Genomic DNA, 18,631 nt, shown 5'->3' with positions numbered 1-18,631 from the left:
GGCTACCGTGTCTCCCCTCGCTGGAGCTGGCCGACGACGGCGGGGTCGGTGATGGCGGTGTCGTCGGCCAGCATGATCGCTTTGCTGAGGATGACGGCCAGCATGTGGTCGCCCTCGAACGGGAGGTAGGTGTCGCCCGCGGGAAGGGCGTCGCCGGACGCGGGGACGACACACAGGTAGGTGTTGTCGGGGCTCATGAGGACGTTCCCGGAGCCGAGGTGGATCCGGTAGGTGTGCAGGGCGCCCCGGACGGTGAGGAACCTTCCGTCGACAGCGCACCGGCCGGCGATGCCGAGTCGCGGCAGCAGGGCGGCGAGCAGCTCCTTCCTGGTCTGTGCCGGCTGGGACAGCTCACCGAAGGCGTAGGCGTTCCAGTAGTGCTGGAAGCGTCCTCGGGGGCCGCCGTCCTGCCAGGTGGGGTCGTTGCCGATGCTCGCGACGCCGACGAAGAGGTCGATGTCGCGGAGGACCTCGCTGAGGACCAGGTCGGGTATCTGTTCGAGGGGCAGCGGATCGACGCGCTCGCCGGGCATGGTGTAGGCGCCGCCGCCGGCGTGGGCGAGGTTCTGGGGTGCGTCGAGCGGATAGAAGCGGACCTGGTCGGTTCGGACGGTCAGGAAGCTTCCCGACCCCGCGACGTCGTCGCCGATGCCTTCGATCCAGTATTCGCCGCGCAGTCCCCATGCGGGCAGGTCGATGGTGGCGGGAGGGTAGACGTCGTCGACGGCCATGCGCAGTCTGTTGCGCCAGCCGCGTGCGGCGGCGAGGGCGTTGAACTGGTGCTGGCGAAGGATGTGGGCGGCGAACCGGTTGGAGTAGTCGCGGGTCTGCCGCTCCGCCCCGGTGAGCCGGTACACCTCGCGGTGGGCCTGTTTGAAGGGCTGGGTGATGCCGTGCCGCCGCAGCCAGTCCCGCCAGGCGAGGACGTCGCCGGGGTCCTGGACGACGGGGTGCCACAGTTCGACGCGCGCGTCCGGTGCGGCCGGTACCGGGCTGCCGTCGAGGGTGCGCCACTGGCCGTCGGCGTATCCGCAGGTCCGGCCGTCGACGCTCCACAGCAGGCGCCGGGTGAGAGTGCCGAGCAGCGGATGGCCGGCGTAGCGCTCGCACCAGGCGTCGAACGCCCATGTGCGGCGCGAGAGGTAGAGGCGTTCCAGCCGGGTGCTCTGGGCGGTGAGCATCTTGTCGATGTCCTTGACCGCCGCCTTGAGCGCCTTGACGTCTTCGGCGTGGTCGCGCCGTACCGGAGCAGGCGCGGTCTTCGTGACGCGGCCTGTCGTGCCGCGCCAGGTCAGGGAGGCCTTGCCGGCGCGCACCGAGAGCACGGCGGTGGTGTCGCCCAGGGTGTGTTCGCCGTGGCCGACACCGGTGAGCCCGTAGCCGGGAAGGGCCAGTTCCTCGATCTCCTCCCGGGACACGCCCATGGTCGTGGCCCGGGAGTCGAGGGCCGCGTTGACGAGCTTCAGCGTGGGCTTGGCGGTCAGGCGGGCGGAGAGCCGCGCCAGTTCGCCCAGGGACGCCTCTCCCCGGAGTTCGCGGAGCGTGTGGACGGCCGCGTTCGCGATTCTCGGGTGCCGCGGCCCCAGCCCCGGGACCTTGCGCACGCAGAAGTCCACCAGGTGCCCCAGGACGCGTGCGGAGCCGGCGCTCTCCGGGGTGAGCGCGAGCAGCCAGACCAGACCCCGTACGGCCACCGCGTTGTACGGGTCGAGCATGCCGGGGAAGGTGTCGGTGCCGTTGTGGGCGAGGGGAACCGTGCGTGGCCGGTCGAGCATGCCGAGCCAGGAGACGACCGTGGTGTGAACCGTCTCGGTGCCGATCCCGTCGATGAGGTCCTTCGCCTTCGCGTTCCAGTCGGCGGTCGGTCGTACCGCGGTCGCGGTCAGTGCGTGCCGGAGCAGCGGCGGCCAGCTCTCGTGCAGGCCGGGAAGCTCGCCGAGCACATGGTCGGTCCAGGCCTCCCCCGGGTTGAGGAGGGGATCACTGACCTGTTCCTGGCTCAGGTGACCGATGCCGCGGGGCTGGTAGCCGTTCTTCCGCACGGTGCGGCGCAGTGTCGCGATGAACGCGGGGGAAGGCATCGCGCCTGCCGCCAGCTCGGAGTCCTTCTCGATGATCCTCCACAGTTCGTGGGTGTGGGGGGTGTCCAACGTGAAGCTCCGCCCGATGCCGTCCACTTCCCGCAGCCTCCCGGCCAGCGAGCGGACGCTGGGGAGGCCGCCGATCAGCAGCTCCTTCAACCGCACCATGCGGTCCCACAGCGAGTGCTCGTGGCCTAGGCAGTCCTGCTCGGACCAGCCGTGCCGGACCCACTGCCGCATCACTGTGGCCCGGTAGAGGTGGACCATGTCGTTGGCCAGCTTCGCCGCCTGGAAATCCGACAGGGAAAGCAGTGTGTCGGAGATCCGGCGCGTGTCGTCGAGTTCACCGACTTCGCCTACTTCCCCGACTTCGCCGATTTCACCGAGAATCGCGGCGTCCATCAGTTCCCGCGCCAGGCGGTACGTGTCGCCTTCCATCGCGAATCGGGAGAGGGCTTCCAGTCGGCCCGGATTTCGTTGCGAGGTCATCAGCCACCTGCCAGAGGAACGAGCTTCAGGAAAGTGATGTCCTCGTCCGGCGACAGGACCACCTCGTCATCCAGATCCTCGACCTGCCGGTCCCCCACCAGGACGACGAACCGCCGTCGGTGGAAAGCCTCCAGCGCCGATTCGAAAGCGTGCTGCGCGTCCCTGGGCCGGTGCGCACCCGCCTGCCGCGCATTTCCCACCCTGCCGGTGAGTTCGCTTCCGCCGTGCCGGCCGAATTCCTCGGACACGCGACGCCGGAGAACCTCTCTCAAGGCCACCCGTTCCCCGGTTGTTGTCGAAGCACGCTCGTGCGGATCGTCGTCGTGAGCGGACGCCGACTTCGGATTCATCATAGCGAGGACCATAAACCCCGCTACTGACAATGGCCGGGACAGCCCCGGTCTCCCCGTCGGCTCCGCATTGTGAGTAATTTCTACTCGCACCGGCCGCCGGCCGCGGACCGAGCGGCATGTCCGCGGCTCAGCGCACCGGGAAGCCGAACTCGTAGCCCTGTTCCTTGAGCCAGGGAAGGATCCGGCGCAGGGCCTCGACGGTCTGGGAGCGGTCGCCGCCCGCGTCGTGGAACAGGATCGTCGGCCCGTTGGGCAGTTCCCTCTCGACGGTGGCGACGATGGCGTCCGCGCCCGGCCGCTCGAAGTCCTTGGAGTCCACGTTCCAGCCCAGCGGACGCATGCCCCGGGAGGCGGCCAGCTTGCGGCTGTAGGGGGTGAACGCCCCGCCGGGAGCCCGGTAGTACATCGGCCGCACTCCCCCGGACGCTTCGGTGATCATGCGTTCGGCGTCGAGGATCTCCTTCGACTGGTAGGCCTGGGACTTGGTGTCCATGGTGGTGTCGTGCGAGATGGAGTGGTCGCACAGCCGGTGCCCGGCCGCGACCACCTTCTTCACGAGGTCCGGGTGCGCCTGCGCCTGCGTTCCGACCATGCAGAACGTGGCCTTCACCCCGTTCTCCCGGAGCAGGTCCAGCATCTGCGGCGTCCACACGGGGTCGGGTCCGTCGTCGATGGTGATGTTGACCGCGTGTGATCCCTTGTCCGACGCGTGCACAATGGTCATGTCCACCGGCCGCACGTCGCCGCCCGGTGTGGCCGACGCGGTCGGCCGGGGCGACCCGCCGTCCACGACACCGGCCTGCGCGGTCCACACGGAGACGCCCGCGGCCAGTACCGTCACCCCGGCTGCCGCCACGGCCAGCCTGCCGTACCAGCCCCGCCCGCCACTGTGCCGCGCCATGTCCGCCCCGCTTCCCGCTGTTCCTTGCCGATCACCGGTCGCCTTCCGACCAACTGATGGGACGAGGAACGGCGGTCGCCGGATGCGTCTGTTACCGATCACTGACAATTCCGGGGGATTTCGCGGACAACCGGGCCGGCAGCGGCTGGAGTTCAGCTGTCGAGGGCCTCCGCGATCCGGAGGGCGGCCTCGGCGGGTGTGAGGTGCGTGGTGTCGACCACCTCGGCCTCGCCGTGCAGCCACGTGCGGGCCGCCTCGGCGTACGGCTCGAGGTGTGCCAGGCGGAAGGGCGAGGGGACGGGAGTGGCCCCCTCGATGCGCCGGCGGAGGGTCTCCTGGTCGGCGTGGAGGACGAAGTGCCTCACCGGGACGGCGTGTCGGGCGAGGCCCGCGCTGATCTCGCGCCAGTACCGCTCGACCAGGACGGTCATGGGGATCACCAGGGTGCCGCCGGTGTAGTCGAGCACGCGGCGGGCGGTCTCGACCACGAGCGGCCGCCATGGCGGCCAGTGCTGGAAGTTGTCCGTCTCGGGCAGCCCCGGGGTGATGTCCATGAGTGTCTCGCCGACCTTCTCGGCGTCGAACACCCGTGAATCCGGGATCAGTTGCTGCACCAGTGGACTGGTCGTCGTCTTGCCCGCGCCGTGGGTGCCGTTGAGCCATACGATCACGTGGCCCGATGCTAGCTCCAGCCGCGCCCGCGGCAGGGGGAACGGGCCGGACGTCGGTCAGCTCGTGGCGGTGTCCGTCGGCGGGAGGCAGGCAAGGACGCCGGAGAGGAGGTCGACGTACTCCTCGGAGTCCCAGTCGGGGTAGATCTGCGAGCCGACGGCCGCGCCGTCGGCGAAGGCCACGACGAGGGTGGCGACGTCGTCGGCCCGGTCCGCGGGGGCGCTCTGCTCGACGCGGCGTGCCCAGGCGGAGATCATCCGCTTGACCTGGAGGCGGCAGTCGAGGAACGCGCGGCGGGTCTTGGCGTAGGTGTCGTTCTGCTCGAGGAGGACCTGCATGCCGACGCGCATGAAGTCGGGGACCATGCCGAGGGTCTGGTACGAGACGCCCAGGACCTTGCGGACGCCTTCGCCGAGGGTCGTTCCGTCCTCGGCCTCCCACCGGGGCACGGTCACGAGCCATTCGGCGAAGCTGTGCCGGATCACCTCGGCGAAGAGTCCGTCCTTGTCCTCGAAGTGCCAGTAGACCGAGCTGACGGGCAGGCCCGAGCGCCGGCACACGGCCGCGATGGTCGTGCCGGCCACTCCGTGGGTCTTGGCCAGTTCGCCGGCGGCCTTGAGGATGCGGTCGGCGGACCGGGCGGTCGTCTCCTCCTCGGGCACCGGCGCGGGCTCCTGCTGCGCGTTCATGCCGCCGCTCCCGTCCGGACGAGGTGCTCGGCGAGGCCCAGGGCGACGAGGTTGACGGCGCGCTTGACGTCGCGGCCGCCGGTCGAGCGGACATGTATGAAGAGGCCGTCCATGAGCATCATGTGGAACCGGGCGAGGCGCCGCGGCAGTCGCGGGTCCTCCGCCACCGCCTCGGGCCGCAGGACCTGGACCCACCAGTGGGTGATCTCGGTCTCGGTGTCCTGCCGGACGTCGGCGTACAGACGGCGCGCGGCCGGCTCCTTGATCCGCTGCTGGAGGGTGAGCAGGAGCCCGAGGGACCAGAACTCCGGCGAGGTCGTGAGCGAGACGGCGGCCCGCTGGAACCGGGTCTCGACCTCCTCGGCGACCGAGCCGGTCTCGACGGGGCCGGACCAGGTCGGGACGAGCGCCCGCCACTCGCGGTAGGAGAATTCGAGAGTGGCGGCGAGCAGGGCGTCCTTGCTCCGGAAGTGCCAGTAGATCGAGCTGGCGGGCAGTCCCGTCGCCTCGGTCACGGCGGCGACCGTGGTGCCGTCGTAGCCGTTGCGTGCCGCGATCTCGAGCGTCGCTTCGAGGATCGCGCGCCGGGATTCGTCGCCCTGGCGGTGGCGACGATCGGTCTTGCGTGCCACTGCTTCGCTCTCCCCCTGCTGCCGGGCCCGGTCCGGGAGCATCCGGGCTCCTGTCACCGTAGCAGTAATTCCGGAGGTCGCCGCTCTCTCGTTGCCTTCTCGTCAGTTCGGATCGGGGTCAATTCCCGTTTTCCCGCCCGCGGAAGCTTGCGTCGCGATGTAGGAGACTCCAGCCTTCGCCGTAGTGAACACTACGGAGTCCAGAGCCGTTGATCGGTGAGGTGACCCCGTGACCGATTCCCAGCAGGCGGGCGAGGCGGGAGCCAGGAACCCCGCGTACTACCCGGAGGTCATGGGCCACCTCCCACCGGCGTGGCCGTGGCGACCGGGACGACGGAGTCGGGAGAGCCGGTCGGGATGGTCGTCGGCACCTTCGCGTCCGTCTCGCTCGACCCGCCGCTCGTCTCCTTCATGCCGAAGACCACGTCGGGGACCTTCGCCCTCATGCGCGACTGGGGAACCCGGAGGGCGAGGCCTTGGCCCGAGGCCCGAGTCCGCCGGGACTCGGGCCTCGGCCTGCTCGGACCGCGGCGGCGGACGGCTCCGGCTCCGGCTCCGGCTCCGGCTCCGGCTCCGGCTCCGGCGCATGCTTCCTCGTGCCCGTTCGGGCAGCCCGCTCATGCTCCCTTGTGCCCATTCGTGAAGCCCCCGTAGACTCCCCGCTGTTCGTGTTCGATGACGGAAGCAGGGAGGTGAGGTCGATGACCGCGCTCAAGGCCACCGTGCGCAGCGCCCGGGTCTCCCTCACGTCCCGGGCCGTGGCCTGACCTCATCCCGTCCGCCCCTGCCGGGAGCGTGAGCTCGCGGGGCGTCCACACGAACACCTCTCCGAAACGGAACTTCGTCCATCATGAAGAGCACGTGGATCACGCGCGCCGAGACCGGCGCCGACATCCCCGCCATCCGCGAGATCGACCTCGCCGCCTTTCCGACCGCGCTGGAGGCCGACCTGGTCGACGCCCTGCGTGCCGACCCGGCCGCGTGGATCGACGGCCTTTCACTCATCGCCGCCGACGACGGGAACCCGGTCGGCCACGCCCTTCTGACCCGTTGCCACATCGGTGACACCCCGGCTCTGTGCCTGGGGCCGGTCGCCGTACGGCCGGAGCGGCAGAAGAGCGGCGCCGGCTCCGCGGCCGTCCTGGCCGCCCTGACAGCGGCCGGGGACATGGGCGAGTACCACGTGGTCGTCCTGGGGCACCCGACCTACTACCCGCGGTTCGGCTTCAGCCGCGCCTCCCTGCACGGCATCGGCGTGACCATAGACGTCCCGGACGAGGCCCTGATGGCGCTCACCCTTGATGCCGCCCACCCGCTGCCCAGCGGAACCGTCCGCTACGCGGCACCGTTCGGTATCTGATCCCTCCCCGCTGCGCGGAGGCACCGCGACGCCTCCGCGCAGCACCGCTCTCCCATGACGAGGGCCCGTCCCGGTTCGCGAAACGCGTTGCGGGACATCTCTCAGGCTTTGCGGGCCAGCAGGTGGACCTCCTGGAACTGCCGTCGGTCGGTGGGCTGAGGCCGGCGCACCGTCCGGGCCACCTCGGCCAGCCCGGACTCGTGCAGCATCGCGGCGAGATGATCCGGCCACCACCGGTGGGCCGGCGCGACCGTGTGGTCGAAGACCTGTGTCGGGTGGGACGGGCCGTCGCTGGCGGAGAAGCCGATCAGGAGGTGGCCGCCGGGTGCCAGCACGCGGTGGAACTCCGCCAGGATGGCGGGGAGTTCGGTCGGCGGTGTGTGAATGACGGACCAGCGCGACAGGACGCCGCCCAGCGCTCCGTCGGCGATGTCCAGGGCGGTCATCGAGCCGACGTCGAACCGCAGGTCCGGATGGGCGTGCCGAGCCAACTCGATCATCGCGGGAGAGGCGTCGACGCCGAACGCCGACAGCCCCAACTCACGCAGATGAGCGGTGACATGGCCGGGTCCGCATCCCAGGTCCGCGACCTGGGGCGCGTCGCCGCCCGCGCTCACCAGCTCGGCGAAGGCGCCCAGGATCGCGCGGTCCAGGGGCCGGTTGCGCAACTCGCCGCTGAACAGCCGCGCATACTCGGGGGCGACCGCGTCGTAGGCCTCGCGGGTGGCGTTGAGGGCATCGTGTTCGACCATGCGCGCGACTGTAGCCGGGGCGGTCCGGGACAGTCGGAGAACGCCCTGATCACACACGGACGTTGTCGCCGGCCCGCCCGGGAGTTGGACGAGAGGCCTGTTCGTCGACAGCGAAGGCGGTCGTGGGCCCCGGACCGCTGCTGCGAGAGTCCGATGATGCATACGACACCGGATGGACGGCCTGTCCCGCCCGCACATGCCGACGAACGCTCCATGCTGGAAGCATGGCTGGACTTTCACCGTGCGACTCTCGCCCTGAAGTGTTCGGGCCTCGAAGACGATCAGTTACGGCTTGCCGCGGTGTCGCCTTCCCCGATGACGCTGCTCGGTCTCGTTCAGCACATGGCTGAAGTGGAACGGAACTGGTTCAAGCGTGTATTCGCGGGTCAGGACGTGCCTCGAGTCTTCGGGGAAGGCGACCTGCACGGCTTCGACCTTCAGCCGGAACGAGGGTTCGACGAGGTGATGAGCGCGTGGCAGGCGGAGGTCGCTCAGGGCCGTGAGCTGATCGCCGAAGCTTCGCTGGACGATTCCGGCCACCTGTCCGAACACGAAGCGGGTCTCGTCGGCGATCAGGGAGTCTCCCTGCGCTGGATCATGGTGCACATGATCGAGGAGTACGCACGTCACAATGGCCATGCCGACCTCATCCGCGAACGGATCGACGGAGTGACCGGCTCGTAAGACGTGCTTGCGCGGCCGGCAGGACCCGTCAGCCCGGCCGGGCGCTCAGTGTCGGTCGCTGATCCTCACGTCGCGCGGCTCGGGGGCGCCTTCCCCGGTCCCCGCGAGATGTTCGAGGCTCATGAGGAAGGTGCCCCACTTGGTGCCGCAGTGGTGCATGAACTCCCCCGGCTCACGCCACCCCTCGTGCTTGAAACAGCACGAGGGGTGCAGTCGCCGTCCTGACGGAGATCGCATCGCGCTACTGGTTCTTCCCGGTCTCGTCGTGCGCGTCCCTGCCGCGCTGGATCGTCTCGGCGATGCGCTTGATGCGCCGGAGACGGGAGTCCCAGGCGGCGCCGACGTCGACGAGCTGGGCGACGGCGCGGGCGAGCTGGGTCCGGTCGACGCGGTACTGCTTCTCGCGGCCGGCGACGGTGGCGTGCACCAGGCCGACCCGGTCGAGGACGACAAGGTGCTTCGCCACCGCCTGCCGGGTCACCGGCAGGTGCTCGCTGAGGCTGGTCGCCGTCCCGTTGCCTTCGCTCAGCAGCAGGTCGAGCATCCGGCGCCGGATCGGGTCACCGACCGCCGACCACAGGTCGTCGTCCACCACCACGCCTACGCACCCGCTCCGACCTTCGCCGCGTACGCTTCCAGCCGCGGCAGGTAGAAGTCCCAGCCGGTGACGTGCTCGGCGTACTTCGCGGCGGTCTTCGCCTCGTCCCAGCCGCGCTCACGAAAGCCGCTCTCGGTCATCCGCAGCAGCGTCCCCGTCCCCGCGGGCTCGAGTTCGAAGACCACCAGATTCGAGTTGCCCCGGGCGGCCGGCTCCCCCTCCTCATGGGTCCAGCGGAACGAGAAGAGCCGCGGCGGCACTGCGTCGACGACCGTGAACTGCACCCAGGTACCGCCCTGCGCGCAGTCCCCGAAACGGATCCGTCCCTCACCGCCGGGTACGGCCGGAAACTCGGCCTCGTCCGGCCACCATTCACACAAGTGCTCGGGACTGCTCACCACCTCGAACACGACCTCGGGTGAGGCGTCGATGTGGATCTCCCGCTCGATCGTTCCGAATTCCATGCGCAACCACCTTCTGCAACCTTTGGTTGCGCGTAACTCTAACGAACCCGCCAGCCATACGCAACCATCGGTTGCATGAGAAGGTTTCAGCGCCGCGACCGCGCACGGCACGGTGCCGTCGGCTCCACCCCGGCTACTTCTGGGCGGTCAGTGCGTGGTCGTACTGCGGGTTCGAGCCAGGTGGTGCCGTCGCCGCCGACGACGCCGACGACCATGGCGATGTGCGCCATGAGGGTGGTGTCGGTGGCGCCGTGCCAGTGCTCCTCACCTGCCGGGCACTTGACGATCTGGCCGGCCGAGACGCGGACGAGGTTGCCGTCGCGGGTGCCGACCAGGCCCACGCCCTCGGTGATGTAGAGGGTCTGCCCGTTGGCGTGGGAGTGCCAGTTGGTGCGGGCGCCCGGGGTGAAGCGGACCAGTGCCGCGGCGAGGTTCGCGGGGTCGGTAGGGGTTTCGATCATGTTGAGGTAGACATCACCGGTGAAGCGTTCGACCGGGCCCTTGGCGGTGGGTGTCTCGGTGATGTGTTCCATGGCGGTTCTTCCCTTCTGGGGTGTGAGCGGGGGACGCGCGGCGGGCCGGGGTCACCGGGCGGTGTAGCCGCCGTCGACGGGCAGGGCGACGCCGACCACGAAGCCGGCGCCGGGACTGCACAGCCACACAGCGCCATCGGCCCCGGCCGGCCGGTCGGGGTCGGCGTCCAGGTCATTCGGGCATCGGCTCGGCGTAGTGCCGGAAACCGTCCCGCTCGGTGTGCAGGGCGTACAGGCGCTCGGCCAGGCCGGCGGGGCTGGAGTGCTCGGCGTCCGGCCGGATCTCGCCGGGCACGATCAGCTGGGCGGCGTGGACGTTCTCCCCGGCGAGCGCGTCGTGGAGCATCGCCGCGTACGCGCTCTCCGCGGCGAACGCGATCGAGGTGCCGGCCCGCTCGGGGTTCGGGCGCGCCGCGCTGCCGCCGTTGACGAACAGCAGCGTGCCGCGGCCGAGTGCACGCATGCCGGGCAGGACGGCGCCGACGCAGGCGACGGGGCCCTTGACGGAGAAGGCCAGCGGATCGTCGAGGTCGGACGCGCGGGTGTCGAGGACCGGCTTCATGAAGTCGGACCGCGGCGCGGGGCTGTACTGCAGAATCTCCACGGGCCCCAGCTCCTCGGCGGCCCTCCTGAGCGCTGTGGTGAGCGAGACGGCGTCCAGCGCGTCGGCGGTGTAGCCGCGGGCCCGGACGCCGTCGCCGTCCACGGCGGCGACGAGGCTGTCGAGGTGCTCGCCGCTGCGGGACAGCAGGGCGACGCTGTGCCCTGCGGCACCGAAGCGGCGGGCGCAGGCCAGCCCCGGGCCGGGGCCGGCGCCGACGAGAGCGCAAGTGGTCACGGTGAGGACTCCTGAGAAGGGTGAAGCGGGGTGAGGCCAGGTTCTCGGTACCGAACGGTTCAGGGCTTGAGGAGGGTCTTGATGGCGCGGCGTTCGTCCATGGCCCTGTAGCCTTCGGCGACCTGGTCGAGGGGGAGGGTGAGGTCGAAGACCTTGCCGGGGTCGATCCGGCCGGTCAGGACGCGGTCGATGAGGTCGGGCAGGTAGCGGCGTACGGGGGCGGGGCCGCCGCGCAGGCCGACGTGGGAGAAGAACAGTTCCTGGCCGTCGACCGCGACACCGTGGGGGACGCCGACGAAGCCGACGTTGCCGCCGGGGCGGGTGGAGCGCAGGGCCTGCTGCATGGACTGCTCGGTGCCGACGCACTCCAGCACGCTGTCGGCGCCGATGCCGCCGGTCAGGTCCCTGATCCGGGCGATGCCTTCCTCGCCGCGCTCGGTGACGATGTCGGTGGCGCCGAATTCCCGGGCCAGCCGCTGGCGGGAGGCGTGACGGGACATGACGATGATCCGTTCGGCGCCCCTCTCCTTCGCGGCGATCACCGCGCACAGGCCGACCGCGCCGTCACCGACCACCACGGCGGTGGAGCCGGGCTTCACCTCGGCCGCCTCCGCGGCCCACCAGCCGGTGCCCATGACGTCGGAGACGGCCAGCAGACCGGGCCAGAACTCCTCGCCGGGGACCTCTTCCGTGGCGACCAGGGTGCCCTGGGCGTCGGGGATGCGGACGTAATCGGCCTGGCAGGTGGACATGAACTCCCGGTGCAGGCAGTTCGACTGGTAGCCGTTGCGGCAGTTGGCGCAGGTGTTGTCGGAGGTCGCGAACGAGCCGACGACGAACTGGCCCGGCTTGACGTGGGTGACCTCGCTGCCGACCTCCTCGACGATGCCGACGTATTCGTGGCCCATCGGGTGCGGGTCGCCGACGGGCTCCAGCCCGCGGTAGGCCCACAGGTCCGAACCGCACACGCAGGTGACGGCCGTGCGGATGATCGCGTCGGTCGGGTGCAGGATCTTCGGGTCGTCCAGGGTCTCGAAGCGGATGTCACGGGGGGCGTGGATCACTGCTCCGCGTATGAGGGGTTCCTTTGCGTGCCGAGGCGTGCGGTACCGGGGGTGCCGGCAGGCGCCGAGTGCGGGACTGACCGGTCACCGACGGCGAGCCGCCGCCCAGGGACCGGACGCGGGCCTCCACCGGCCGACGTCACGGCCGGAGCGGAAGCGCCACCTCCACCAGGTAACCGCCGCTTCGGGTGCGTAACGAGTCACCGTCGAAGGGTGTACCGGCAGTACATCCCTCCGGCGACGTCCGGGACGTACCGTCGAAGGCGTGGACAACCGAGCAGAGATCCGCGAGTTCCTCACCTCGCGGCGAGCCAGGATCAGCCCCGAGCGGGCCGGGCTGCCTCCCGGCAGCCGCCGGCGCGTCCCCGGCCTGCGCAGAAGCGAGGTCGCCGCACTGGCCGACATGAGCGTCGAGTACTACGCCAAGCTGGAGCGCGGCAATCTCTCCGGTGTCTCCCCGGCCGTCCTCGAAGCCGTGGCCCGCGCCCTCCGGCTCGACGACGCCGAACGCGCCCACCTGCTCCGTCTGGCGCAGGCCGCCGACGGCTCGGACGCCCTCGCCCGGCCCCGGCGCCGGAGCACGCGGCAGTGGACGCCGCACCGCAGCCTCCAGTGGACGCTGGACGCCGTCACCGCCGGCCCGGCCTTCGTCCGCAACGGCCGGATGGACCTGCTCGCCGCCAACCAGCTCGCCCGCGCCTTCTACTGCGACGTCCACGCCACGGCCGGCAACCAGGCGAACCTCGCCCGGTTCAACTTCCTCGACCCCACCTCCCGCCGCTTCTACCCCGACTGGGACCAGGCCGCCGACATAGCCGTCGCCATCCTGCGCACCGAAGCCGGCCGCAACCCCTACGACAAGGACCTGCACGACCTCGTCGGCGAGCTGTCCACGCGCAGCGACGCATTCCGCACCCGCTGGGGCGCCCACGACGTCCGCCATCACGGCACCGGCACCAAGCGCTTCCACCACCACACCGTCGGCGACCTCACCCTCGCCTACGAAGGCCTGGAAATGGCCGCCGAACCCGGCCTCACCCTGACGATCCACACCGCGGAACCCGGCTCTCCGTCCGAAGAGGGTCTGCGCCTCCTCGCCTCCTGGGCCGCCACTCGGGAAACGCAGGCATCTGGCTGACGCCGAAGGGTCCGCCCCTCATGATCGGCCGACGGCCTCCTGCACCGCCGAGGTGTCCGCGGGGCGGATCACGGGTGCCGGGCGCCGGGGTGCGAGCGAGGTCAGGGCGACGCCGCCGACCAGCAGCGCCGCCGCCCACCAACGCAGCCCGCTCACCGGTTCGCCCAGGAAGAGGGCCGCCGCCGACATACCGAAGACCGGGACGAGGAGGGAGAAGGGGGCCACCGTGGACGCCGGGTGGCGGCGCAGCAGCCAGCCCCAGGCGCCGAAGCCGAAGACGGTCGTGATCCAGGCGACGTAGAGGACGGTGCCCGCGCCCTGCCAGTCAAGGGCGCGCAGCGCCGCCAGGTCGCGCGACGGGCCCTCCGTCAGAAGGGACAGGGCCAGCAGCGGCAGTACCGGGACCGTGCTCACCCAGACCATGAAGTTCAGCGCGTCCGGCGGGGCCGCCTTGCGGGTCAGGACGTTGGAGGCGCCCCAGCAGGCAGCGGCCGCGACGCACAGGGCGAACGCCCCGAGCGGGCCGGACGCGCCCTCGTCCACTGCCGCGACCGCGATCCCGGCCAGCGCCACGGCCATGCCCAGCGCGCCCAGCCGCGAGGGGCGCTCCCCCAGGACGGCGAAGGCGATCAGGGCCGTGAACACCGCCTGTATCTGGAGGACCAGGGAAGACAGACCGGCCGGCATCCCGGTGTCCATCGACACGAACAGCAGTCCGAACTTGGCCACGCCCAGGACCAGCCCGACCCCCAGGATCCACTTCCACGCGACCTTGGGGCGACCCACCAGGAACACCGCGGGAACCGCGGCCGCGAGGAAGCGCAGGGCGGAGAACAGCAGCGGCGGGAAGTGGCCGAGGCCGATCTCGATGACGGTGAAGTTGACGCCCCAGACTGCGGCGACGAGGACGGCGAGGGCGAGGTGTGCAGGACGCATGGGCCGAGGATCACACCCGCCGACCATGAAGCACCAGCGATGATTGCTGCATGGTTGGATGAAGCGACGCTAATCGGTTGCTCCCCTCGTGACGGAGACGTTCATGCTCGACCTCCAGCGCCTGCGCGCCCTCCACGCGGTGTCCGTGCACGGCAGCGTCGGTGCCGCCGCCTCCGCCCTGGGCTTCACGCCGTCCGCGGTGTCCCAGCAGATCGCCAAGCTGGAGCGGGAGACCAGGGCGGTGCTGCTGGAGCGTGCGGGGCGCGGCGTCCGGCTGACCCCCGAGGCGTATCAACTCGTCGCCCTCGCAGAGGAGTTGCTGGCCCTCGTGGAGCGGGCGGAGAGCGAGCTGGAGCAGCGGCGGGGGATGCCGGCCGGGCGGCTCACCATCGCCGCCTTCGCCTCGGCGGCGCGCGGGCTGCTGCCCGGGGTCCTCGCCGACCTGACTGTCCGGCATCCCGCGATGGACGCGCGGCTCAGCGAGGTCGACCCGCATCTGTCGGTCGGCATGGTCGCCAAGGGCGCGGTCGACATGAGCGTGGTTCATGACTGGGACATCGCGCCGCTGCCGCTGCCGCCGGGGGTGGAGCAGGTGCTGATCGGGGAGGACCGGTGCACGCTGCTGGTGCCGCGGGGGCATCCGTTCGCGGGGCGGGATTCGGTGCGGCGCGAGGACCTCGGCGGTGAGCGGTGGGTGTGCCAGCCGCCGGGCCGGGTGTGCCACGAATGGCTGGTGCGGACCCTGCGGACGGCCGGGCACGAGCCGGAGATCGTTCACCAGGCGGAGGAGAACCCGACCATGGTGGCGCTCGTCGCCGCCGGTCTGGGCATCTGCCTCATGCCGCGCCTGGGGCGCGGCCCGCTGCCCGCCGGGGTGGTGGAGGTCGCCCTGGATCCGACGCCGGTACGGCGGCTGTACGCGCTGTGGCGCACCGGGGCGGCCCGGCGCCCCGCGATCGCCGAGACCGCCCGCGCCCTGCGGGAGCACTGGCTCCGTCTGGAGGACCGGCGACGCGACACGCCGGTCTGAGAACAGCTGCCGCAGCCCGGCCGGTGCGAGCCCGCGCTCCGTGGCCCCGACGCGCGGCAGGACCGCGGGAGCGCATAATGAGCCCGTGGGCACTGTTCCGATCGCGCGCCATCTGCTCCGCGCCAGGGATCTCGCGGACGCCCGCTACTCCGAAGCGCTCACCGTGGCGGACATGGCCGCGGCCGCCGCGCTGTCCCCGGCCCACTTCAGCCGCTGCTTCAAGGCCGCGTTCGGGGAATCACCGCACCAGTACCTGCTGACGCGCCGACTGGAACGGGCCGCCGCCCTGCTGCTCGCGACCGACTGGACGGTGGCCGCGGTAGGTGTCGCCGTCGGTGTGCAGAGCATCGGTTCGTTCACGACGAGCTTCCGCAGGATGTACGGGACGACCCCGCGGGCGTACCGTGCGGCGCACCCGCCCGCCGCACGGCATGTGCGCATCCCCCGCTGTGTGGCGATGGCTTACGGGCGGCCGCGGAACCGCACGTTTCGAGAAGACACCGGAGTGCCGGCTGCCTAGCGTCGGGTGCAACGACGTACCAGGGAGCGGCAATGACCATGATCAGGATCGCCAACGCGCAGTTCTGGGTGCACGACCAGGACGAGGCGCTCGACTTCTACACCGGGAAACTCGGCTGGGAGGTCCGGGCCGATGTGACGATGGAGGCGTGGGGCTTCCGGTGGCTGTGCGTCGCCCCGCCCGGCGCGGACGGCCCGGCGCTGGTGCTGATGCCGGTGCCGGAGCAGCCGATGCTGGACGCGGCGAGCAGTGCCCAGCTGTCGGATCTGGTGGCCAAGGGCGCGGGCGGCACACTCTTCCTGGAGACCGACGACTGCAAGGCCGCCTATGACGAACTGTCCGCCCGCGGTGTCCAGTTCAACGACCCGCCGACGGTGCAGCCGTACGGGATCGACACCTCGTTCCGGGACCCGTCGGGCAACAACATCCGGCTCACCCAGGTGCTGGAGTTCGATCCGGGACGGCACTGACCCGGTGGCGCGGCGGTCAGGCCGGGGCGGGTCCGTGCGGGGTGAAGGCCAGCAGGTGCAGCTGCGCCATGCGGTTGACGCCGGGGACGTGTGCCAGAGCCGTGGTGGCCGCCCGGTAGGGGGCGGGCAGCTGGTCACGGCCGGGGATGTCGAAGGCCTTCACCTCGTCCAGGACCCGCAGCCGGGGGTCGAAGTCGGCCAGTTCGGCGGCGCTGGTGATGCCCCAGTGGAGGGTGGCGCCGGAGGCCCGCACGGCCCGGTTGAGGCCCTGCAGGCGGATGCCCAGGGGGCTGTAGGCGTCGAAGGCGAGGCGGCCGCCTGCCCGGAAGTGGTCGAGCAGGCGGGTGATGAGGTGCTTGCCGTCCTGCTCGGTGAGGTACATCAGCAGGCCCTCGGCGACCACCATCGTGGGACGGCCGGACGGGACGTCGGCCAGCCAGGTCTCGTCGGTGACCGAGGCGCCGACCGTGTGGTAGCCGGGGCGGGCCGGGTAGAGGCGGGTGCGCAGGTCGATGACGTCGGCCTGGTCGACGTCCCACCACTCGACGGTGGGGGGCGGGGCGAGGCGGTGGACGCGCGTGTCGAGGCCGCAGCCCAGGTGGAGGACCACGGCGTTCGGATTGTCGGTGATGAACTGCTGCGTCCAGGAGTCCAGTTGGTGGGCCCGCAGGGCGACGCCCGCGGCGTCGCCCGGGGTCAGGTGCAGTTGGGAGAAGTCGTAGTCGATGCGCCGCACGGTGTCGTCGGCGAGGGTGTCCCCCAGGATGGGGTGCTCGCTTCGGGCATCCAGGGCGCGGCCGTACAGGGTGGCGAGGAGGGTCTCCTCGGCGCCGGTGAGCTGAACCTTGATCACGGGGGCGAGGATAGTGGCGAGTGGGGTTCCGGCGGTTCCGGCAAGGCCGGTTTCGGCCAGAGAACGGGTGTACGACCCGACGCCCTGGTCCGAACGCGGCGGTGCCCCCTAAACGCGGGACCGACACCCCTTGACCGGTGCTCCGGGGCGGGATTTCGGCGGGCGGCATGCGTATCTGTGGATGTCACGCCCGACCAGCCGGAGGCCACTGTGAAGGAAATCCTCGAGGCGATCAACGCGTCGAACGCGTCGGACGACGGGGCGTCCGCCGTCGGCTTCGCCGAGCTGCCTCTGCCCGAATCGTACCGTGCGGTCACGGTGCACAAGGACGAGACGGAGATGTTCGACGGCATTCCGCCCGCGGAGCGCGACTGCCGCAAGTCGCTGCACGTGGAGGACGTTCCGGTGCCCGAGCTGGGGCCGGGTGAGGCGCTGGTGGCGGTGATGGCGTCGTCGGTGAACTACAACACGGTGTGGTCGTCGATCTTCGAGCCGCTGCCGACGTTCGGGTTCCTGGAGCGGTACGGCCGGCTCTCCTCGCTCGCCCGGCGGCACGACCTGCCGTATCACGTGCTGGGCTCCGATCTCGCCGGGGTGGTGCTGCGGACCGGGCCGGGCGTCAACCGGTGGAAGCCCGGTGACGAGGTCGTCGCGCACTGCCTGAGCGTGGAGCTGGAGTCCTCCGAGGGGCACGACGACACGATGCTCGACCCGGAGCAGCGCATCTGGGGCTTCGAGACCAACTTCGGCGGCCTCGCGGAGATCGCCCTGGTGAAGTCCAACCAGCTGATGCCCAAGCCGGGGCATCTGACCTGGGAGGAGGCCGCCGCGCCCGGCCTGGTCAACTCCACCGCCTACCGCCAGCTCGTCTCCCGCAACGGCGCCCGGATGAAGCAGGGCGACAACGTGCTGATCTGGGGGGCGAGCGGCGGACTGGGGTCGTACGCCACGCAGTTGGCGCTGGCCGGCGGGGCGACGCCCGTGTGCGTCGTCTCCTCGCCGCAGAAGGCGGAGATCTGCCGCTCGATGGGCGCGGAGCTGATCATCGACCGGAACGCCGAGGGCTTCAGGTTCTGGAAGGACGAGCACACCCAGGACCCGAGGGAGTGGAAGCGCTTCGGCAGGCGCATCCGCGAGCTGACCGGCGGCGAGGACGTCGACATCGTCTTCGAGCACCCCGGCCGCGAGACCTTCGGCGCCAGCGTGTACGTCACCCGCAAGGGCGGCACCGTCGTCACCTGCGCCTCCACCTCCGGCTACCTGCACGAGTACGACAACCGCTACCTGTGGATGTCGCTGAAGCGGATCATCGGCTCGCACTTCGCGAACTACCGCGAGGCGTGGGAGGCCAACCGCCTCATCGCCAAGGGCAGGATCCACCCGACGCTCTCCAAGGTCTACTCCCTGGAGGACACCGGGCAGGCGGCCCACGACGTGCACCGCAACCTCCACCAGGGCAAGGTCGGCGTGCTGTGCCTGGCCCCCGAGGAGGGCCTGGGCGTGCGCGACGAGGAGATGCGCGCCAGGCACATCGACGCCATCAACCGCTTCCGCGTGGAGCGTCCCGCCTGACC

The 18,631-nt window shown here is 70.9% G+C and carries 22 protein-coding genes; 8 read left to right on the top strand and 14 right to left on the bottom strand.

Annotation, left to right across the window (positions count from 1 at the left end; translation table 11 throughout):
* Positions 1 to 2 precede the first annotated feature (2 nt).
* The 6 genes from ACH4ZX_RS34375 to ACH4ZX_RS34350 form a co-directional block, all read right to left on the bottom strand.
* Positions 3 to 2,570, bottom strand: a complete 2,568-nt coding sequence (locus ACH4ZX_RS34375) for a DUF4132 domain-containing protein (protein WP_398281618.1) — start codon at positions 2,568 to 2,570, stop codon at positions 3 to 5.
* A complete protein-coding gene (locus ACH4ZX_RS34370) occupies positions 2,570 to 2,923 on the bottom strand; it encodes a hypothetical protein (RefSeq protein WP_398281615.1) in 354 nt (117 codons plus the stop codon). The genes ACH4ZX_RS34375 and ACH4ZX_RS34370 overlap by 1 nt, the downstream gene beginning before the upstream one ends.
* A 127-nt stretch (positions 2,924 to 3,050) precedes the next feature.
* Positions 3,051 to 3,824 (bottom strand): polysaccharide deacetylase family protein, encoded by a 774-nt coding sequence (locus tag ACH4ZX_RS34365; protein ID WP_398281612.1) that lies wholly within the window; start codon positions 3,822 to 3,824, stop codon positions 3,051 to 3,053.
* Between the two features lie 152 nt (positions 3,825 to 3,976).
* Positions 3,977 to 4,495, bottom strand: coding sequence for an AAA family ATPase (locus tag ACH4ZX_RS34360; RefSeq protein ID WP_398281609.1), 519 nt, complete (start codon positions 4,493 to 4,495; stop codon positions 3,977 to 3,979).
* A gap of 57 nt (positions 4,496 to 4,552) precedes the next feature.
* Complete coding sequence (locus ACH4ZX_RS34355; protein WP_398281606.1) at positions 4,553 to 5,185, bottom strand: TetR/AcrR family transcriptional regulator; 633 nt, start codon at positions 5,183 to 5,185, stop codon at positions 4,553 to 4,555.
* Positions 5,182 to 5,817, bottom strand: a complete 636-nt coding sequence (locus tag ACH4ZX_RS34350; RefSeq protein ID WP_398281603.1) for a TetR/AcrR family transcriptional regulator — start codon at positions 5,815 to 5,817, stop codon at positions 5,182 to 5,184. The genes ACH4ZX_RS34355 and ACH4ZX_RS34350 overlap by 4 nt, the downstream gene beginning before the upstream one ends.
* A gap of 357 nt (positions 5,818 to 6,174) precedes the next feature.
* Here ACH4ZX_RS34350 and ACH4ZX_RS34345 point away from each other — a divergent pair, with 357 nt between their 5' ends.
* The gene (locus tag ACH4ZX_RS34345) at positions 6,175 to 6,471 is read left to right on the top strand and encodes a hypothetical protein (protein ID WP_398281691.1); all 297 of its coding nucleotides are present in this window, start codon (positions 6,175 to 6,177) and stop codon (positions 6,469 to 6,471) included.
* Positions 6,472 to 6,667: 196 nt separating this feature from the next.
* Positions 6,668 to 7,177 (top strand): GNAT family N-acetyltransferase, encoded by a 510-nt coding sequence (locus tag ACH4ZX_RS34340; RefSeq protein ID WP_398281600.1) that lies wholly within the window; start codon positions 6,668 to 6,670, stop codon positions 7,175 to 7,177.
* A gap of 101 nt (positions 7,178 to 7,278) precedes the next feature.
* Here the strand turns inward: ACH4ZX_RS34340 and ACH4ZX_RS34335 are convergent, their stop codons facing one another.
* Positions 7,279 to 7,929, bottom strand: coding sequence for a class I SAM-dependent methyltransferase (locus ACH4ZX_RS34335; RefSeq protein WP_398281597.1), 651 nt, complete (start codon positions 7,927 to 7,929; stop codon positions 7,279 to 7,281).
* Between the two features lie 156 nt (positions 7,930 to 8,085).
* Between ACH4ZX_RS34335 and ACH4ZX_RS34330 the strand changes: the two genes are divergently transcribed.
* On the top strand, positions 8,086 to 8,613 hold the full coding sequence (locus tag ACH4ZX_RS34330) for a DinB family protein (protein ID WP_398281594.1): 528 nt from the start codon (positions 8,086 to 8,088) through the stop codon (positions 8,611 to 8,613).
* Between the two features lie 241 nt (positions 8,614 to 8,854).
* Here ACH4ZX_RS34330 and ACH4ZX_RS34325 read toward each other — a convergent pair whose 3' ends face one another.
* The 5 genes from ACH4ZX_RS34325 to ACH4ZX_RS34305 all read right to left on the bottom strand — a co-directional run bounded on the left by ACH4ZX_RS34325 (position 8,855) and on the right by ACH4ZX_RS34305 (position 12,122).
* Complete coding sequence (locus tag ACH4ZX_RS34325; protein ID WP_398281591.1) at positions 8,855 to 9,211, bottom strand: ArsR/SmtB family transcription factor; 357 nt, start codon at positions 9,209 to 9,211, stop codon at positions 8,855 to 8,857.
* Between the two features lie 2 nt (positions 9,212 to 9,213).
* Positions 9,214 to 9,675 carry an SRPBCC family protein gene (locus ACH4ZX_RS34320; RefSeq protein ID WP_398281588.1) on the bottom strand — a complete coding sequence of 154 codons (462 nt, stop codon included), beginning with the start codon at positions 9,673 to 9,675 and terminating at the stop codon, positions 9,214 to 9,216.
* An 86-nt stretch (positions 9,676 to 9,761) separates the two neighbouring features.
* Entirely contained in the window at positions 9,762 to 10,208 is a 447-nt protein-coding gene (locus tag ACH4ZX_RS34315) for a cupin domain-containing protein (protein WP_398281585.1), read from the bottom strand.
* A 172-nt stretch (positions 10,209 to 10,380) separates the two neighbouring features.
* Positions 10,381 to 11,046 carry an SDR family NAD(P)-dependent oxidoreductase gene (locus ACH4ZX_RS34310; RefSeq protein ID WP_398281582.1) on the bottom strand — a complete coding sequence of 222 codons (666 nt, stop codon included), beginning with the start codon at positions 11,044 to 11,046 and terminating at the stop codon, positions 10,381 to 10,383.
* A 59-nt stretch (positions 11,047 to 11,105) separates the two neighbouring features.
* The gene (locus tag ACH4ZX_RS34305; protein WP_398281688.1) at positions 11,106 to 12,122 is read right to left on the bottom strand and encodes a zinc-dependent alcohol dehydrogenase family protein; all 1,017 of its coding nucleotides are present in this window, start codon (positions 12,120 to 12,122) and stop codon (positions 11,106 to 11,108) included.
* Positions 12,123 to 12,375: 253 nt separating this feature from the next.
* On the opposite strand from ACH4ZX_RS34305, the gene ACH4ZX_RS34300 reads away from it, so the two are divergent.
* Complete coding sequence (locus ACH4ZX_RS34300) at positions 12,376 to 13,248, top strand: helix-turn-helix transcriptional regulator (protein ID WP_398281579.1); 873 nt, start codon at positions 12,376 to 12,378, stop codon at positions 13,246 to 13,248.
* 18 nt (positions 13,249 to 13,266) lie between these two features.
* On the opposite strand, the gene ACH4ZX_RS34295 is transcribed toward ACH4ZX_RS34300, so the two are convergent.
* Positions 13,267 to 14,184: an EamA family transporter gene (locus ACH4ZX_RS34295; RefSeq protein ID WP_398281576.1), complete on the bottom strand. Its 918-nt coding sequence runs from the start codon at positions 14,182 to 14,184 to the stop codon at positions 13,267 to 13,269.
* Between the two features lie 103 nt (positions 14,185 to 14,287).
* On the opposite strand from ACH4ZX_RS34295, the gene ACH4ZX_RS34290 reads away from it, so the two are divergent.
* The 3 genes from ACH4ZX_RS34290 to ACH4ZX_RS34280 all read left to right on the top strand — a co-directional run bounded on the left by ACH4ZX_RS34290 (position 14,288) and on the right by ACH4ZX_RS34280 (position 16,204).
* Complete coding sequence (locus ACH4ZX_RS34290) at positions 14,288 to 15,214, top strand: LysR family transcriptional regulator (protein WP_398281685.1); 927 nt, start codon at positions 14,288 to 14,290, stop codon at positions 15,212 to 15,214.
* Between the two features lie 85 nt (positions 15,215 to 15,299).
* Positions 15,300 to 15,734 carry a helix-turn-helix domain-containing protein gene (locus tag ACH4ZX_RS34285; RefSeq protein ID WP_398281573.1) on the top strand — a complete coding sequence of 145 codons (435 nt, stop codon included), beginning with the start codon at positions 15,300 to 15,302 and terminating at the stop codon, positions 15,732 to 15,734.
* A gap of 32 nt (positions 15,735 to 15,766) precedes the next feature.
* Complete coding sequence (locus tag ACH4ZX_RS34280) at positions 15,767 to 16,204, top strand: VOC family protein (RefSeq protein WP_398281570.1); 438 nt, start codon at positions 15,767 to 15,769, stop codon at positions 16,202 to 16,204.
* 16 nt (positions 16,205 to 16,220) lie between these two features.
* Here the strand turns inward: ACH4ZX_RS34280 and ACH4ZX_RS34275 are convergent, their stop codons facing one another.
* Positions 16,221 to 17,057, bottom strand: a complete 837-nt coding sequence (locus ACH4ZX_RS34275) for a class I SAM-dependent methyltransferase (RefSeq protein WP_398281567.1) — start codon at positions 17,055 to 17,057, stop codon at positions 16,221 to 16,223.
* A gap of 210 nt (positions 17,058 to 17,267) precedes the next feature.
* Here ACH4ZX_RS34275 and ccrA point away from each other — a divergent pair, with 210 nt between their 5' ends.
* Positions 17,268 to 18,629 (top strand): crotonyl-CoA carboxylase/reductase, encoded by a 1,362-nt coding sequence (gene ccrA / locus ACH4ZX_RS34270; RefSeq protein ID WP_398281564.1) that lies wholly within the window; start codon positions 17,268 to 17,270, stop codon positions 18,627 to 18,629.
* The last annotated feature ends 2 nt before the right edge of the window (positions 18,630 to 18,631 follow it).

Origin of the sequence: Streptomyces sp. NPDC020490 (assembly GCF_044335305.1) — a bacterium.
Taxonomy (GTDB): Bacteria; Actinomycetota; Actinomycetes; order Streptomycetales; family Streptomycetaceae; genus Streptomyces.
This window is presented reverse-complemented; position numbering and strand designations above follow the sequence as displayed.

What these genes read in the sequence shown, in the direction of transcription:
- ACH4ZX_RS34375 (WP_398281618.1), bottom strand. Translation starts at nt 2,570, where the DNA reads ATGACCTCGCAACGAAATCCGGGCCGACTGGAAGCCCTCTCCCGATTC.
- ACH4ZX_RS34370 (WP_398281615.1), bottom strand. Translation starts at nt 2,923, where the DNA reads ATGATGAATCCGAAGTCGGCGTCCGCTCACGACGACGATCCGCACGAG.
- ACH4ZX_RS34365 (WP_398281612.1), bottom strand. Translation starts at nt 3,824, where the DNA reads ATGGCGCGGCACAGTGGCGGGCGGGGCTGGTACGGCAGGCTGGCCGTG.
- ACH4ZX_RS34355 (WP_398281606.1), bottom strand. Translation starts at nt 5,185, where the DNA reads ATGAACGCGCAGCAGGAGCCCGCGCCGGTGCCCGAGGAGGAGACGACC.
- ACH4ZX_RS34345 (WP_398281691.1), top strand. Translation starts at nt 6,175, where the DNA reads ATGGTCGTCGGCACCTTCGCGTCCGTCTCGCTCGACCCGCCGCTCGTC.
- ACH4ZX_RS34340 (WP_398281600.1), top strand. Translation starts at nt 6,668, where the DNA reads ATGAAGAGCACGTGGATCACGCGCGCCGAGACCGGCGCCGACATCCCC.
- ACH4ZX_RS34335 (WP_398281597.1), bottom strand. Translation starts at nt 7,929, where the DNA reads ATGGTCGAACACGATGCCCTCAACGCCACCCGCGAGGCCTACGACGCG.
- ACH4ZX_RS34330 (WP_398281594.1), top strand. Translation starts at nt 8,086, where the DNA reads ATGCATACGACACCGGATGGACGGCCTGTCCCGCCCGCACATGCCGAC.
- ACH4ZX_RS34320 (WP_398281588.1), bottom strand. Translation starts at nt 9,675, where the DNA reads ATGGAATTCGGAACGATCGAGCGGGAGATCCACATCGACGCCTCACCC.
- ACH4ZX_RS34315 (WP_398281585.1), bottom strand. Translation starts at nt 10,208, where the DNA reads ATGGAACACATCACCGAGACACCCACCGCCAAGGGCCCGGTCGAACGC.
- ACH4ZX_RS34295 (WP_398281576.1), bottom strand. Translation starts at nt 14,184, where the DNA reads ATGCGTCCTGCACACCTCGCCCTCGCCGTCCTCGTCGCCGCAGTCTGG.
- ACH4ZX_RS34290 (WP_398281685.1), top strand. Translation starts at nt 14,288, where the DNA reads ATGCTCGACCTCCAGCGCCTGCGCGCCCTCCACGCGGTGTCCGTGCAC.
- ACH4ZX_RS34280 (WP_398281570.1), top strand. Translation starts at nt 15,767, where the DNA reads ATGACCATGATCAGGATCGCCAACGCGCAGTTCTGGGTGCACGACCAG.